Annotated in this window: 11 protein-coding genes and 1 pseudogene; 7 read left to right on the plus strand and 5 right to left on the minus strand. The window is 67.0% G+C overall.

Going from position 1 to position 15,857, the window contains the following annotated elements; genetic code table 11:
* The first annotated feature begins 264 nt into the window (after positions 1 to 264).
* The 3 genes from putA (at position 265) to B2X67_RS05300 (ending at position 5,698) form a co-directional block, all read left to right on the plus strand.
* Positions 265 to 3,411 carry a bifunctional proline dehydrogenase/L-glutamate gamma-semialdehyde dehydrogenase PutA gene (gene putA / locus B2X67_RS05290; RefSeq protein WP_286784839.1) on the plus strand — a complete coding sequence of 1,049 codons (3,147 nt, stop codon included), beginning with the start codon at positions 265 to 267 and terminating at the stop codon, positions 3,409 to 3,411.
* Between the two features lie 212 nt (positions 3,412 to 3,623).
* On the plus strand, positions 3,624 to 5,114 hold the full coding sequence (gene putP, locus B2X67_RS05295; RefSeq protein ID WP_286784840.1) for a sodium/proline symporter PutP: 1,491 nt from the start codon (positions 3,624 to 3,626) through the stop codon (positions 5,112 to 5,114).
* A gap of 152 nt (positions 5,115 to 5,266) precedes the next feature.
* Positions 5,267 to 5,698 (plus strand): DNA methylase, encoded by a 432-nt coding sequence (locus B2X67_RS05300; protein ID WP_286784841.1) that lies wholly within the window; start codon positions 5,267 to 5,269, stop codon positions 5,696 to 5,698.
* A 28-nt stretch (positions 5,699 to 5,726) separates the two neighbouring features.
* Here the strand turns inward: B2X67_RS05300 and B2X67_RS05305 are convergent, their stop codons facing one another.
* Positions 5,727 to 6,644 carry an alpha/beta hydrolase gene (locus B2X67_RS05305; protein WP_286784842.1) on the minus strand — a complete coding sequence of 306 codons (918 nt, stop codon included), beginning with the start codon at positions 6,642 to 6,644 and terminating at the stop codon, positions 5,727 to 5,729.
* 163 nt (positions 6,645 to 6,807) lie between these two features.
* Between B2X67_RS05305 and B2X67_RS05310 the strand changes: the two genes are divergently transcribed.
* Entirely contained in the window at positions 6,808 to 7,023 is a 216-nt protein-coding gene (locus B2X67_RS05310) for a VF530 family DNA-binding protein (protein ID WP_090229781.1), read from the plus strand.
* Between the two features lie 20 nt (positions 7,024 to 7,043).
* Here B2X67_RS05310 and B2X67_RS05315 read toward each other — a convergent pair whose 3' ends face one another.
* The 3 genes from B2X67_RS05315 to B2X67_RS05325 all read right to left on the minus strand — a co-directional run bounded on the left by B2X67_RS05315 (position 7,044) and on the right by B2X67_RS05325 (position 10,734).
* Positions 7,044 to 8,198: an OpgC family protein gene (locus B2X67_RS05315; RefSeq protein ID WP_286784843.1), complete on the minus strand. Its 1,155-nt coding sequence runs from the start codon at positions 8,196 to 8,198 to the stop codon at positions 7,044 to 7,046.
* Positions 8,199 to 8,621: 423 nt separating this feature from the next.
* Positions 8,622 to 9,734, minus strand: coding sequence for a zinc-binding metallopeptidase family protein (locus tag B2X67_RS05320; RefSeq protein WP_273228924.1), 1,113 nt, complete (start codon positions 9,732 to 9,734; stop codon positions 8,622 to 8,624).
* Between the two features lie 238 nt (positions 9,735 to 9,972).
* Positions 9,973 to 10,734 (minus strand): LuxR C-terminal-related transcriptional regulator, encoded by a 762-nt coding sequence (locus B2X67_RS05325; RefSeq protein ID WP_090229774.1) that lies wholly within the window; start codon positions 10,732 to 10,734, stop codon positions 9,973 to 9,975.
* 151 nt (positions 10,735 to 10,885) lie between these two features.
* Between B2X67_RS05325 and B2X67_RS05330 the strand changes: the two genes are divergently transcribed.
* Together B2X67_RS05330 and B2X67_RS05335 are read left to right on the plus strand one after the other, a co-directional pair.
* A complete protein-coding gene (locus B2X67_RS05330) occupies positions 10,886 to 11,701 on the plus strand; it encodes a carbon-nitrogen hydrolase family protein (protein WP_273228622.1) in 816 nt (271 codons plus the stop codon).
* A 140-nt stretch (positions 11,702 to 11,841) separates the two neighbouring features.
* On the plus strand, positions 11,842 to 13,164 hold the full coding sequence (locus B2X67_RS05335; protein WP_286784844.1) for an APC family permease: 1,323 nt from the start codon (positions 11,842 to 11,844) through the stop codon (positions 13,162 to 13,164).
* 485 nt (positions 13,165 to 13,649) lie between these two features.
* Here the strand turns inward: B2X67_RS05335 and metR are convergent, their stop codons facing one another.
* Positions 13,650 to 14,576, minus strand: a complete 927-nt coding sequence (gene metR, locus B2X67_RS05340; RefSeq protein WP_273228620.1) for a transcriptional regulator MetR — start codon at positions 14,574 to 14,576, stop codon at positions 13,650 to 13,652.
* A 122-nt stretch (positions 14,577 to 14,698) separates the two neighbouring features.
* Here metR and B2X67_RS05345 point away from each other — a divergent pair.
* Positions 14,699 to 15,857 (plus strand): annotated as a pseudogene (locus B2X67_RS05345) (5-methyltetrahydropteroyltriglutamate--homocysteine S-methyltransferase); the annotation flags it as partial.

The raw sequence follows: 15,857 nt of genomic DNA on the forward strand, positions 1-15,857 counted from the left end.
GCTCTTCCGCTCTGGGCGCGGCGACGTCGTCGGCCGCTGAGGCGGCGGTCGGCGGACGGCCAACCGCTATTGGCCGCCGCTTTCCGATCGAGTTCCCCGGGCCGGAGCTTTTCGTAAAAAGTCCGTAGCTTTGCGCAAGAACCGGCGCGGCGACTGCCACTACATTCCACCGTCCGCTCACGCGCTCGCCTGCGCCGGGTCCTTGCCCGACCGTGCACGCCTGGCAAGACCCACGAAAGCAGTCTCCACCCGAGGAGGGTCTCGATGTTCAAAGCCGCTCATGTCCTGCAGGCCGACGCACTCAATGCGTCGGCCGCCGAGTTCTTCCCCGTCATCAGCGCCAACTACGCCGTCGACGAGGCCGCCTACCTCACCGAACTCCTGCAGCTCGCCGATCCGGGCGAAGCCGGCATCGAAGCCGTTCGCCAGAAGGCCCGCAGCCTGATCGAAGACGTGCGCAGCCGCGACAACGTCGAAGACACCCTCGATGCCCTGTTGCGCCAGTACAGCCTCGACACCCACGAAGGCCTGATGCTGATGTGCCTGGCCGAGGCGCTGCTGCGGGTGCCGGACGCCGCCACCGCAGACGCGCTGATCCGCGACAAGCTGAACGCCGCCGAGTGGGAACGGCACCTCGGCCAGAGCGACAACGTGCTGGTCAACTTCGCCGCCTGGGGCCTGGTGATGACCGGCAAGGTGGTCGACCCGGAAACCGCCGATGGCCGGCCGAAGAGCGTCCTCGGTCGCCTGATCAAACGTTCCGGGGAACCGGTGATCCGCGCCGCGATGAACCAGGCGATGAAGCTGATGGGCAAGCAGTTCGTCCTCGGCCGGAGCATCTCCGAAGCGCTGAAGAACGGTCGTCCGCAGCGCGAGAAGGGTTACACCTATTCCTTCGACATGCTGGGCGAGGCGGCCCTCACCGTCGAGGACGCCGCCAAGTACATGGCCGATTACCGCAAGGCGGTGCAGACCGTCGGCGCCGAGCCGCAGGTCGGCCCCGGTCCGCGTCCGTCGGTGTCGATCAAGCTCTCCGCACTGCACCCGCGCTATGAAGTGGCGCAGCGCGAGCGCGTACTCACCGAGCTGTTCGGCAGCGTCCGCGAGCTGGCCGTGATGGCCCGCGGGCTGAACGTCGGCATCACCATCGACGCCGAGGAAGCCGACCGCCTGGAGCTGTCGCTGGAGCTGTTCGAAAAGCTGATGCGCGACCCGGCCATCGTCGGTTGGGGCGAGTTCGGCCTGGTCGTTCAGGCGTATTCCAAACGCTGCCTGCCGACCCTGGTCTGGCTGACCCTGCTGGGCCGCGAGCTCGGTGCGCGCATTCCGCTGCGCCTGGTCAAGGGCGCCTACTGGGACAGCGAGATCAAGCAGTGCCAGGTCTGGGGCCTCGACGGCTACCCGGTGTTCACCCGCAAGGAAGCCACCGACACCTCCTACCTGGCCTGCGCGCGCTTTTTGCTCTCCGAGCACACCCGCGGGGTCATCTACCCGCAGTTCGCCAGCCACAACGCGCACACCGTCAGCTGCATCCTGGCGATGGCGGGCGAGCGCGAATTCGAGTTCCAGCGTCTGCACGGGATGGGCGACGCGCTCTACGACACCGTGCTGGAGAAGCACGGCAAGAACGTGCGCATCTACGCCCCGGTCGGCGCGCACAAGGACCTGCTGCCGTACCTGGTCCGCCGCCTGCTGGAAAACGGCGCCAACTCCTCGTTCGTCCACCAGTTGGTCGACCCGCGGGTCGCCGTCGAATCGCTCATCGATCACCCGGTCACCCAGCTGCGCAGCTTCAAAACCCTCGCCAACGACAGAATCCCGCTCCCGCCGGCGCTGTACGGCCAGCGCAAGAACTCCCAGGGCCTCAACATGAATATCCAGAATCAGTGGAACGAACTGGCTAACGCCTACCAGCCTTTCATCGACCGCCAGTGGCAGGCCGCGCCGGTCATCGATGGCGAGACGCTCACCGGCAGCGCCAGCGACGTGCGCTGCCCGTTCGACCTGAACAAGGTGGTCGGCAGTGCGCAGTTCGCCACGGCCGCCCAGGCCAAGCAGGCGGTGGACGCCCTCGCGGCGTTCTGGCCGCGCTGGAACGCCACCCCGGTGGATACCCGCGCGAACGTCCTTGAGCGTCTCGCCGACCTGCTGGAAAGCAACCGCGCCGAGCTGATGGCGCTGTGCACCGTGGAAGCCGGCAAGTCCCTGCAGGACGGCATCGACGAGGTTCGCGAAGCCGTCGACTTCTGCCGCTACTACGCCCAGCAGGCGCGCCTGAAGCTCGGCCGCGAAGAGCTCAAGGGCCCGACCGGCGAGCGCAACGAACTGTTCCACGAGGGCCGTGGCGTGTTCGTCTGCATCAGCCCGTGGAACTTCCCGCTGGCGATCTACCTGGGCCAGATCGCCGCCGCGCTGGTCGCCGGCAATACTGTGCTGGCCAAGCCGGCCGAGCAGACCAGCCTGATCGCCGCCCGCGCGCTGCAGCTGATGTTCGAGGCCGGTCTGCCGAAACAGGCCATCGCCTTCCTGCCGGGCGACGGTGCCACCCTCGGCGGCGTGTTCTGCCGCGACCCGCGCGTGGTCGGCGTGTGCTTCACCGGCTCCACCGACACCGCCCGCATCATCAACCGCCAACTGGCCGAGAAGGAAGGTCCGATCGCCACCCTGATCGCCGAGACCGGCGGGCAGAACGCGATGATCGTCGACTCCACCGCGCTGCCCGAGCAGGTGGTCAAGGACGCCGTCGGCTCCGCCTTCACCAGCGCCGGCCAGCGTTGCTCCGCCCTGCGCGTGCTCTACGTGCAGCGCGACATTGCCGACCGGGTGATCGACCTGCTCAAGGGCGCGATGGCCGAGCTGAAAGTCGGCCCGACCCACCTGCGCGAGAACGACATCGGTCCGGTGATCGATGAGGAAGCCCGCGCCGGCCTGCTGGCGCACATCGCCGCGCTCAAGGGCGAGGGCAAGCTGATCGCCGAGGCCAGGCTTCCGGCCGGCCTGAACGGTCACTTCGTCGCGCCAGTGGCGTTCGAGATCGGCGGCATCCACGAGCTGAAGAAGGAACACTTCGGCCCGGTGCTGCACGTGGTGCGCTTCGAGGCGACGGAACTGGAGAAGGTCGTCGCGGCGATCAACGCCACCGGCTACGGCCTGACCCTCGGCGTGCACAGCCGCAACGAGGAAACCGCTGCGCGCATCGAGGCCCTGGCACGGGTCGGCAACCTTTACGTCAACCGCAACCAGATTGGCGCGGTGGTCGGCGTGCAGCCGTTCGGTGGCTGCGGCCTGTCCGGCACCGGTCCGAAAGCGGGGGGGCCGAGCTACCTGATGCGCTTCGCCAACGAACGCACCACCTCGATCAACACCACCGCGGTGGGCGGCAACGCCTCGCTGCTGTCGCTGGGGGATTGATCATTCGCCCCGTTTTGCCGTAGAAGGCGGGCCCGGTCCGCGAGCGCTGATTGCAGCCTTCGCGGGCCGGGCCCGTTTTCATTTCCGAGCAAGAGACCCGCGCCGCGCCAACCGCGACGCCGGACAAGACGACACGCCTGCCTCCAGAGCGTGCTTGCGCAAACGGCCACGGCCAACCCGTGCGCCCATAACAACAACCAATGGAGCCATCAATGAGCGCCAATACCCCCATGCTGATCACGTTCGTGATCTACATCGCTGCCATGGTCCTGATCGGCCTGGTCGCCTATCTGCGCACCAAGAACTTCTCCGACTACATCCTCGGCGGTCGCAGCCTCGGCAGTTTCGTCACCGCGCTCTCCGCCGGTGCTTCGGACATGAGCGGCTGGCTGCTGATGGGCCTGCCGGGCGCCATCTACCTGTCCGGCCTCTCGGAAAGCTGGATCGCCATCGGCCTGATCGCCGGTGCCTGGCTCAACTGGCTGTTCGTCGCCGGCCGCCTGCGCGTGCAGACCGAGCACAACGGCAACGCGCTGACCCTGCCGGACTACTTCACCACCCGCTTCGAGGACAACAGCCGCATCCTGCGCGTGTTCTCGGCCCTGGTGATCCTGGTGTTCTTCACCATCTACTGCGCCTCGGGCATCGTCGCCGGCGCCCGCCTGTTCGAAAGCACCTTCGGCATGTCCTACGAGACCGCCCTCTGGGCCGGCGCCGCGGCGACCATCGCCTACACCTTCGTCGGCGGTTTCCTCGCGGTGAGCTGGACCGACACCGTGCAGGCGACGCTGATGATCTTCGCCCTGATCCTCACGCCGATCGTGGTGATGCTCGCCACCGGCGGCGTCGACACCACCTTCCTGGCCATCGAGGCCAACGATCCGACCAACTTCGACGTGCTCAAGGGCGCCAGCTTCGTCGGCGTGATCTCGCTGCTCGCCTGGGGCCTGGGCTACTTCGGCCAGCCGCACATCCTCGCGCGCTTCATGGCGGCCGACTCGGTGAAGTCGATCCCCGCCGCACGCCGCATCTCGATGACCTGGATGGTCCTCTGCCTGGGCGGTGCGGTGGCCGTGGGCTTCTTCGGCATCGCCTACTTCTCGGCTCACCCGGACGTCGCCGGCGCCGTCAGCGAAAATCCGGAGCGGGTGTTCATCGAGCTGGCCAAGCTGCTGTTCAATCCCTGGATCGCCGGCGTGCTGCTCTCGGCGATTCTCGCCGCCGTGATGAGCACCCTGAGCTGCCAGTTGCTGGTGTGCTCCAGCGCGCTGACCGAGGATTTCTACAAGGCCTTCCTGCGCAAGGGCGCCTCGCAGCGCGAACTGGTCTGGGTCGGTCGCGGCATGGTGCTGCTGATCGCGGTGGTCGCGATCATTGTCGCCCGTGACCCTGAGAGCAAGGTGCTCGGCCTGGTGTCCTACGCCTGGGCCGGGTTCGGCGCGGCCTTCGGCCCGGTGGTGATCTTCTCGCTGGTGTGGAAGGGCATGACCCGCAACGGCGCCCTGGCCGGCATGCTGGTTGGTGCGGTGACCGTGGTGCTGTGGAAGCAGTACCTCGGCCTGGGCCTGTACGAGATCATTCCGGGCTTCATCTTCGCCAGCCTGGCGATCCTGATCTTCAGCAAGATCGGTAGCGGCCCTACCGCCGGCATGCTCGAACGCTTCGATGCCGCCGAGAAGGAATACCAGGACGCTCACCTCTGAGGCCCTGAGCGCAGCCTTGTAACGCAGACGCACGCGGCCCGTCCCGGAAAGGACGGGCCGTTTGCATTTCAGCGCCGGCCATTCGGCGCTTCGGTCGAACCCGCCCGGCGCGGCGCGCGTCATCCGCAGGACGGCATCATAGGGAGTCGGGCATGGCGGCACAGATCGGCGCGCGGCAGTTGAACATCGACCTCGTCCACGGCGGCGAGGCTGCGCTGTTCAGGTGGTTTATCGCCAGCTTCCTGTTCGGCAAGCGCATCCAGGGCGAGATCGCCGCGCAGGCCTACCGCGTGATCGTCGACGGGCATGGCCTCGATACGCCGCAGAAGCTGGGCGCCTGCAGCCATCGACGGCTCGTCGGCATGCTCGGCGAGGCGCGTTACGTGCGCTACGACGAGTCGACGGCCGAGCGTCTGCTCAGCCTGTGCCGGACGCTGATGGAGGAGTACGGCGGCGCGGTCGGAGCGATCCAGGCGCGCAGCGAAAACCGCGCGGCGTTCGAGAAGCGCCTGGCCCGGTTCGAGGGTGTCGGCCCCAAGACCGTGGAAATCTTCATGCGCGAGGCGGCGTCGGTCTGGTACTGAGTGCCACCGACGCCGGTTCCAGGTGGCCTTACGGCGTGCGCGCCGCCTGCGCCGGCACCTCGCCGCGCAGGCGCTGCAGCGCCTGGCGATACTGGCGCTGGCCAAGGCGCATGCTGTTGTTGTGGGTGCCGCCCTCGACCATGAGCAGTTGCTTGGGCTCGTTGGCGGCCACGAACAGCTCTTCGCTGAAGCGCGGCGAAACGTAGGGGTCGTTGCTGCCGTGGACGATCAACAGCGGCAGGCGAACCTGGGCGATCTTCTCCAGCGAGTCGAATTTCTGCGAAAGAATCCAGCGGATCGGCAGCGAGGTGTGGGCGATGCTGGCGGCCACATCGGCGAGGTTGGTGAAGGTCGACTCGATGATCAGGCCGCCGGCCTCCGGCGCCCGGCCCTCGCGCTCGGCGTCCTGGCTGAGTTCCTCGGCGAGGTCGACGGCGACCGCGCCGCCCAGGGAGTGGCCGTAGATGTAGCGTTTGCCGGGTGCCGGCTGCAACTGCTCGAGGCGCTGCCAGGCGATGCGCGCGTCCTGGTTGACGCTGCGCTCCGATGGCAGGTCGCCCGGGCTTTCGCCGAAGCCGCGGTAGTCGATGGCGAGCACCGAGAAGCCGAGGTCGTGCAATTGCTCGATGCGGAACAGCTGGCCGGTCAGGTTCCAGCGCGAACCGTGCAGGTAGAGCAGGGCGGGCGCATCCTTGCGGGCCGCCGGCCACCACCAGGCGTGGACGTTCTGGCCGGCGAGGAAGTCGCTGGAGTCCAGCTGCATTTCCTCCACGTCGGCGGGCAGGCCGCCGTACCAACTGGCGGTTCCCGACTCGACGCGAAACACCAGTTCGCGCTCCTTCTGTTCCAGTTGCGCGCAGCCGATGGGCAGCGCCAGCAGCAGCGCGGCAAGCATGCACAGGCGCAGCCAGCGCCGTTTCAGCGCCTCGATCCAGCTAGCCGGCATTCGGCCTCCTCGGTTGGATGAAACCTCGTCTTGGTTGACCGGGACAGCGCTGCGGCGTTGCGCCGAGGGCGTCGCGCAGGCGTTACCCGATGTTGCCTGGCGGCTCTTTCGCCCCCCGAGCCGCTCGGCTAAGGTGCGCGGATTCTTCTCCAGGACGATCCCCATGAGTTCCAACGATCCCCTTCACGGCATCACGCTGGAAGCCATCCTGCGGCAGTTGCAGGAGCATTACGGCTGGGAGGAGCTGGCGCGGCGCATCGACATCCGCTGCTTCAAGAGCGACCCGAGCATCAAGTCGAGCCTGGCGTTCCTGCGCAAGACGCCGTGGGCGCGGGAGAAGGTCGAAGCGCTGTTCATCCGCATGCGTGCCAGGGGCTAGGCACGCACGCGGCACGCCGATCAGCTCGGCGTGGCGGTCAGCGGCGCGGCGGCGGCCGGCGCTTTCTGCGGAGCATTGAGGCGTTTGTTGAAGTCCAGCCACAGCGCCAGCAAGGCCATCAGGACGACCCCGAGCACGGCGGTGAAGAGGCTGGCGGCGAGGGTGTCGCCGTTGAGCGAATTGGTGAAGTCGGCCAGCGGCGCCAGCAGCACGCCGAGGCAGAACACCTCCAGCGAATAACGTCCCATGCGGCACAGCTGTTGCGCCGGCCACGTCTGCAGCCAGGGGCCGCGGGCGAGCAGCAGCGGCACGCAGTAGGCCAGCGCCATGAAGTGCAGCAGGCGCACCGGGGAGAGGTCGGTCTTGCTGATCGGGTAGATCAGCTGGGCGACGCTTTCCGGGACCAGCGCGTCATGCAGCGGCTGCCACTTCCACGACAGCGCAACCAGCGCGCAGACCGCCAGGTAGGCCATCGACACGAAGAACAACGCGCCGCGCCGACGCTGTGCCGGCGTGGTGATCGGTTCGCGTTGCGCCATCACCGCCGCCGCGCCGCCGAGGACGAAGATCACCTGCCAGGCCAGCGGGTTGAAGTACCACTTGCCGTCCGGCGGCAGGCCGTTGAAGTTCCAGCCGAATGCCTGCACCAGCACGTAGAGCAGCAGCGACAGCCCGACGGCCACGTCGACGCGCCTGAGCAACAGCGGCAGCACCACCGGCAGGCTGAGCAGCAGCACGATGTACAGCGGCAACGGGTCCATCAGGTTCGGCTTGAAGCGCAGCAGTAACTCGTCGATGAGGGCCTGCTGCGGGTTGGCGAGGAAGTAATCGAGGCCCATCTCCTGGGAGATGTTGCGCGTCTCGATATGGTCGTTGGCGGTGAACACGATGCCCATCAGCACCGCCAGCAGGAAGATGTGCGCGACGTAGAGCACCCAGGCGCGACGCAGCACCCGCAGGCAGCCCACCAGATAGCCGTCGCGCTGCATGACCTTGCCGTAGGCAAGGACCGACGCGTAGCCGGCGAGGAACACGAAGATCTCCGCGGCGTCGCTGAAACCGACGTTGCGCGGCGTGATCAGCCCGAGGACGTTCTGCGGAATGTGGTCCCAGAAAATGAAGATTAGGGCCAGCCCGCGAAAAAAATCGATGCGGTGATCACGTCCAGTATTCATTGGCGTGCGCCTCTCGTTCTGTCGCGACAGTGGGGCTGCAGGGCTCCGGCAGCCAGCCGAAAGGCGACTCTGTTTTATGGACAATGCGTTTTTCCGATTAGTGCAGGGCGCGCTGGCGCCCTCGGCGTCGGCGCTGACGAAGGGTCGACGGCGGCGTGTGGGCGCGCATTCTACTAGCAAGCTTCGCGCCCGCAGCGCGCGAGCACGCAAACGTAGGCTCTCGGGCCAATATGCCGCAGCGACGCGCAGCGCGAAGGGTGCCGGAAAACCCCGCGCTCCGCTCGTCGGAAGGGGTTTCCAGATGTGTTGAGAACGGCGGTACGTCGCCGGCGGGAGCGGTTTCAGCGCTTCGCGATGCGTGCCCGGCACGGCAGGCGCGGCGCGTTGCCGTGCATCGCCTGCCGCCGTGCGCCCTGGCGCGCCTCAGGAGTCGTTCAGGTTGGCCAGCGAGGGCGGGTTGCCGCGGGTCTGCACCACGCGGTGGATGAAGTGCAGCTTGGCGATCACCGGCGCCGGCAGGACGAACGGGTAGGTGTCCGGCTGGCCCATGCTGCGCGCCAGCTCGTTGAGCATCGCGGCCATCTCGATCCAGGCGTTGACGAAGGCGATGAAGTCGTCGCCCTGTTCGTCCTGCGGGTCGTAGAGCACGTCACGGGTGTAGGGCACGAAGTCGAGGTCGCTGTTCATCGCGGTCATGCCGAAGCCCACCGCGGTGTCCAGGGTGTCCATCATGTGCAGGTAGTGGGCCCAGGTCTCCGCCCAGTCTTCCCAGGGGTGCATGGTCGCGTAGGCGCTGACGAAGCTCTGCTGCCAGTCGGCCGGTGCGCCGTTGTCGTAGTGGCGCTGCAGCGCTTCGCCGTAGTCCAGGCGTTCGTCGCCGAACAGCCGGCGGAAGTCGGCGAGCCAGCCACTGCCCGCGATCAGGCGATCCCAGTAGTAATGGCCGACCTCGTGGCGGAAGTGCCCCAGCAGGGTGCGGTAGGGCTCGTGCAACTGCGCGCGCATGCGCTCGCGATGCGCATCGTCGGCCTCGGCGACGTTGAGCGTGATCAGCCCGCCCGAGTGGCCGGTCAGCGGGTTCTGCCCTTCGGCGTCGGTTCCCAGCAGATCGAAGGCGAGGCCGGTTTCCTCGTTCTGCGCCTTGCTGATCAGTGGCAGGCCGAGGTCGAGCAGCTGTGCCACCAGGCGGCGTTTGGCGGCTTCGATCTTGTGCCAGCGCTCGCCGTTACCTTCCACCGAGAGATCGGGGATGGTCCGGTTCAACTGGCAGGCGACGCACAGCGTCTGGCCGCTGGCCTGCGGCACCAGCCAGTTGCAGCCGGCCGGCATGGTCAGGTTGGCGCAGCGCAGATAGACCTGCGATTTCGGGTCGTCGGTGATGCGCCAGGTATCCGCCTCGCCGGCTGGGCTCAGCGGGACGATCTCGCCGCGGTCCGGCGCGAATCCCAGTGGCGAGGAGCAGGCCAGGCAGACGCTGTTGCGAAAGAACACCGCCTGCCCGCAGGCGCACTGGTAGTGGGCTTTTTCGCCGATCAGGCGGGTCTTGCGCGGGCCGTTGCGATGGCTGGTGACGGAGTAGGCAGCTGACACGATAAGGTCCATCCGGGTTCGAGGTAGGTGAGTGCTGAGCCTGGCGCACTCGGAAACGGCGGTCGCGTTGCGGCGGTTTCTTTCGCTTCCAGCGAAATCCACTTGGCCGTTCTGCGCCGTATTTCCGGGGCTGCACACTAGATCGCGGCGTCACGACACTGGTTCAGCGCCGCCAGTCGGCGGCTCAGGCGTCCTGCGCCTTGAGCAGCAGGGAAAACAGTTCGGAGTGCGATTTGATACCGAGCTTGCTGTAGATGTGCTTGCGGTGGACTTTCACGGTTTCCGCGGAAATCTCCAGCTTGCGCGCGATCTCCTTGCCGGAATGGCCGCTGAGCATCAGCCGCGCGACGTCCAGTTCGCGCTGGGTGAGCTGCTGCGCCAGGCGCGACTGCCAGTCCGGTTCGGCCGTCTCGGCGCGCGGCAGCGCCTCGAAATGCCGGCGCTGCGCCAGCAGCGCGCCTAGCCACGGGCTCAGCAGGCCGAGCAGCGCGGTCTGCTCGGGGCTGAACGGGCGGTGCGAGCCCAGCGACAGGCAGAGCACCCGATGCTCGTCCAGCTGCACGTTGAGCTGCACCTCGTCGGCGACCACGTTGAGGCTGAAATAGCGCTGGTAGTAGTCGGTCTGCTCGAAGCACTCCGGCGCCACGTCGGCCAGGCGAAACAGCCCGCTGGCGGGGTTTTCCCGCGCGGCGATGTAGAACGGGTCGAGCAGGTAGAGGCCCTTGAGATAGTCCTGGAACAGCGGGTCGACGCCGCCGTCCGCGCCCGGGCTCTCGGCGAACACCTGCGGGCGGCCGGCGCCGAACAGCAGCACCACCCAGCTATCGAATGGCAGGTAGCGGCGCAGCAGGCGGATCAGCAGCGTCCAGAAATTCGGCTTGTCGAGCGCCGCGATCAACTGCCCGACATCGCGGTGCCAGGCTACATCCTGCAAGGTCAGCGTCATACTTCTACCCCCGATGGGTTACCTCATGCGCGTGATTATGCGGCCGCGAGACGCGCCGCATACTCAGGCCATCCCGACTGGGCGAGGGCTGCATTCTGCCCCTTCGCCGCGCCCCGGTCATGCACCGGGGACCAACTTCCCAGGAGCATCGATGAAGGTCGAACTGGTTCAGCTCGCCGGCCGTGACGGCGACACCGCGTACAACCTGGCGCGCACGCTGCAAGCCATCGCCAACAGCGCCCCGGATACCCAGTTGCTGGTGTTCCCGGAAACCCACCTCACAGGCTTTCCCACCGCCGACAACATCGCCGAGCTGGCCGAGCCGCTGGACGGGCCGAGCATCCAGGCGGTACAGCGCGCGGCAGGCGAGCGCGGCGTGGCGGTGGTGCTGGGCATCGCCGAGGCCGACGCCGGGCAGTTCTACAACACCACGCTGCTGATCACCCCGCAGGGCATCGCGTTGCGCTACCGCAAGACCCACCTCTGGGCCTCCGATCGCGGCGTGTTCAGCCCGGGTGACCGCTACGCCACCTGCGAGTGGAACGGCCTGCGCATCGGCCTGCTGATCTGCTACGACATCGAATTTCCCGAGTCCGCCCGCGCCCTGGCCCAGCTCGGCGCCGAGCTGCTGGTGGTCACCAACGGCAACATGGACCCCTACGGCCCGGTGCATCGCACCGCGATCATGGCCCGCGCGATGGAAAACCAGGCCTATGCGGTGATGGTCAATCGCGTCGGCGAGGGCGACGGCGGGCTGACCTTCGCCGGTGGCAGCGCGGTGGTCGACCCGTTCGGCACGCTGCTCTGCGAAGCCGGCCGCGACGAGTGCCGGCAGATCCTCGAACTCGACCTCGACCGCCTGCAGGCCGCCCGCGGCGATTACCGCTACCTCGACGAGCGCCGCATGCGCCTGCCCGGTGAGCTGATCGAACACGCCGATGGCCGCCGGGAGCTGCTGATTCCCTGACTACCGCTCGATCCGAAACTCCGCCGGCACAGGCTGCGTGACGTGTTCCGCAGCCCGGTCAGAGCGGGGTTCGCCTTCCTTTTTGCTTCCAGCCGGCTTCCGGCGCTCTGCCAAAACACAACTAAAGGAGAAGAGAAGTTATGGCCCGTCTGCAAAGAACCCTGTCACTGGGTTCGGTGGTGCTGTTCGGCATCGCCTACATGACCCCGATCATCGTCCTCGGCACCTTCGGCATCCTCGCCGACGTCACCCAGGGCCAGGTCCCCGCGGCGTACCTGGCGGCTTCCGTCGCCATGCTGTTCACCGCCCTGAGCTACGCCCGCATGGCCCGCGCCTTCCCGCAGGCCGGTTCGGCGTACACCTACGTGCGTAAATCGATCAGCGCGAAACTCGGCTTCATCGCCGGCTGGGCGATCCTGCTCGACTACCTGTTCCTGCCGATGGCGATCTGGCTGATCGGCGCCTCCTACTTGCACTCGGCCTTCCCGGCGGTGCCGCAGGCGCTGTGGGTGCTCGCCTTCATCGGCGTCACCACGCTGATCAACGTGGTCGGCCTGAAGCTCGCCAACGGCATCAACAGCCTGCTGATGCTGGTGCAACTGCTGGTGCTGGCGGCGTTCGTCGTGCTTTGCGTGCATTACGTGCTGGGCGACGGCAGCCAGCCGCTGTTCACCCTGGAGCCGTTCCTCGGTGCCGGTGCCTCGCTGCCGCTGGTGATGGGCGGCGCAGCGATCGCCTGCTACTCGTTCCTCGGCTTCGATGCGGTGAGCACCCTCAGTGAGGAAACCCGCGACCCGCAGCGCACCATTCCGCGGGCGATCCTGCTGATCACCCTGCTCGGCGGGCTGATCTTCATCGCCGTGTCCTACTTCGTGCAGCTGGCGCACCCGTCGATCCAGTTCGAGAGCGTCGATTCGGCGGCCTACGAGATCGCCAGGAACATCGGCGGCGACGTCTTCGTCACTATCTTCCTGATCGGCCTGATCGTCGGCCAGTTCACCTCCGGGCTGTCGGCCCAGGCCAGCGCCTCGCGGTTGATCTATGCGATGGGCCGTGACGGCGTGCTGCCCAAAGGCTTGTTCGGTACGCTCAGCGCGCGCTTCGGCACACCGGTGAACAGCCTGCTGCTGTGTGGCGCGGTCGCACTGCTGGCGTTGAAGCTGGACGTGACCACTTCCACCTCGTTCATCAACTTCGGCGCCTTCCTGGCCTTCGCCCTGGTCAACCTGGCGGTGATCGGCCACTACTTCATCGGCGCCAGCCAGCGCGGACCGAAGGAAATCTTCTCCTACCTGCTGCTGCCGCTGGTCGGCATGCTCGCCGACCTCTGGTTGATGGCCAACCTCGACCGCATGGCAATCATCCTCGGCCTGACCTGGCTGGCGATTGGCGTGATCTACCTGGTCAAGCTCACCGGCGGTTTCCGCCGCCAGCCGCCGGAGATGGATTTCAGCGAGGCGTGATCCGCGGCCTCGGGGTTCGCCGAGGCTGCGGGGTTCGCCTGGCTTCGCCTGGTGGGTTACGCGGGGAGGGTGCGAGGGAAATCTTCGGCCTTGGCGTGCCGCTAACCCACCCTACGGTTACGGTGGGCCGCAGGACCGTAGGGTGGGTAAAGGCGCCTGCGAGTCGATTCGGTTACCGGAGAAAGCCCCTGCGCCGCAACCCACGCGGATGCGAAGGTCCGCCTGGTGGGTTACGCGGGGAGGGTACGAGGGAAATCTTTGGCCTCGGCGTGCCGCTAACCCACCCTACGGTTACGGTTGAGCCGTGGGACTGTAGGGTGGGTAAAGGCGCCTGCGGGTCGATTCGGCCAACGACGAAGCCCCGGCGCCGCAACCCACGCGGACGCGTAGGTTCGCCTGGCTCCGCTTGGTGGGTTACGCGGGTAGGGTCCGAACGGAAATCTTCGGCCTTGGCGTGCCGCTAACCCACCCTACTGGCGCCTCTTTCAGCGGTTCTTCGCCGCGGCGCTGACGCCTTCCAGCGTGGCGAAGGAGGTGTCCTTGGCGGTGAGCAGGAAGTCGCGCATGAAGGGCGCGTCCAGCATGTCGCTGCGAATGCCGGCGTAGAGCGTCGCGTACAGGCCTTTCTCGCCGAGGCGGCGGGCGGTGACGTAGCCGCGCGAGCTGTACTCGTGGATCGCCCAGTTCGGCAGGCAGCAGACGCCGCGCCCCGAGGCCACCAGCTGCATCATCATCACCGTCAGCTCCGAGGTGCGTACCTGGGCCGGCTCGATGTCGGCCGGCTCGAGGAAGCGGGTGAAGATGTCCAGGCGGTCGCGCTCCACCGGATAGGTGATGAGGATTTCCTTCTCCAGGTCTTCCGGCACCACGAAAGGTCTGCTCGCCAGCGGATGCTGGTTGGCCACCGCCAGCAGCGCCTCGTAGGTGAACAGCGGTACGTAGGTGATGCCCGGCAGTTCCAGCGGGTCGGCGGTCACCACCAGGTCCAGGTCGCCGCGCGCCAGGGCCGGCAGCGGCGCGAAGGAAAAACCGGAGGCCAGGTCCAGTTCGACCTCCGGCCAGCCGTCGCGGAACTGGTCGATGGTCGGCATCAGCCACTGGAAGCAGCTGTGGCACTCGATGGCCATGTGCAGCCGGCCGGCGGTGCCGCCCGCCAGCCGCGTGAGGTCGCGCTCGGCGGCGCGCAACTGCGGCAGCAGCGAGTCGGCCAGTTGCAGCAGGCGCAGCCCGGCACTGGTGAAGCGCACCGGTTTGGTCTTGCGCACGAACAGCGACATCCCCAGCCGATCCTCGAGTTCCTTGAACTGGTGGGAGAGGGCGGACTGGGTCAGGTGCAGGCGTTCGGCAGCTTCCACCAGGCTGGCGGATTCGCGCAGGGCGTGAAGGGTTTTCAGGTGGCGAAGTTCGAGCATGGAGAACTGACTCCGGCTGCTTCTAGATGAGCAGAACTTGTTATGAACGAGAATAGGTTGAGTTTGTCTCATGAAGACGCTGCCGTCGATACTCTCTTCCATCAATCGGAATGGAGATATTCATGGCCCTCGCCCACAACCTCGGCTTTCCCCGCATCGGTCGCGACCGCGAACTGAAGAAAGCCCTCGAAGCCTTCTGGAAGGGCGAACTCGACGAAAGCGGGCTGCGCGCGGTCGGCAGCGCATTGCGCGCGGAGCACTGGCAACTGCAGAAGGACGCCGGCATCGAAATGCTGCCCGTGGGCGATTTCGCCTGGTACGACCAGGTGCTCACCCACTCGCTGATGTTCGGGGTGATTCCCCGACGCTTCAATCCCGGCGGCGGTCTGCCCACGCTGGATACCCTGTTCGGCATGGCGCGTGGCGTCAGTTCCGGCTGCTGCGGTGGCGCGCATGCGGCCGAGATGACCAAGTGGTTCGACACCAACTACCACTACCTGGTCCCCGAATTCGGCGCCGACCAGCAGTTCCGCCTGTCCTGGGAGCAACTGTTCGAGGAAGTCGCCGAGGCGCGGGCGCTCGGCCATGCGGTCAAGCCGGTGCTGATCGGGCCGCTGACCTACCTGTGGCTGGGCAAGGAGAAGGAGGCCGGCTTCGACAAGCTCGACCTGCTCGAACGGCTGCTGCCGGTGTACGGCGAAGTGCTCGGCCGGCTGGCCGCGCAGGGCGTCGAATGGGTGCAGATCGACGAGCCGATCCTCACCCTCGACCTGCCGCAGGCATGGAAGAATGCCTTCGAGCGCGCCTACAACCTGCTGCAGCACGCGCCGCTGAAGAAACTCCTGGCCACCTATTTCTCGGCGCTCGACGACAACCTCGGGCTGGCGGTGAACCTGCCGGTGGACGGCATCCACGTTGACCTGGTGCGCGCGCCGGAACAGTACCCGACGATTCTCGACCGCCTGCCGACCTACAAGGTGCTGTCCCTGGGTCTGGTCAACGGGCGCAACGTCTGGCGCTGCGACCTGGACAAGGCGCTGGACGTGCTGCGCCCGGCCGCCGAACGGCTCGGCGAGCGCCTCTGGGTGGCGCCGTCCTGTTCGCTGCTGCACAGCCCGGTAGACCTGGCGCGAGAGGACCGTTTCGACGACGAACTGAAGAGCTGGCTGGCCTTTGCCGTGCAGAAGTGCGCCGAGGTGTCGATCCTGGCCCGCGCGCTGGAGGAGCCGGACGCCGCCGACGTGCAGGCCGCGCTGCGCACCAGCCGCGCCGTGCAGGCCA

Origin of the sequence: Pseudomonas sp. UBA3153, assembly GCF_002364635.1 — a bacterium.
Taxonomy (GTDB): domain Bacteria; phylum Pseudomonadota; class Gammaproteobacteria; order Pseudomonadales; family Pseudomonadaceae; genus Pseudomonas_O; species Pseudomonas_O kuykendallii.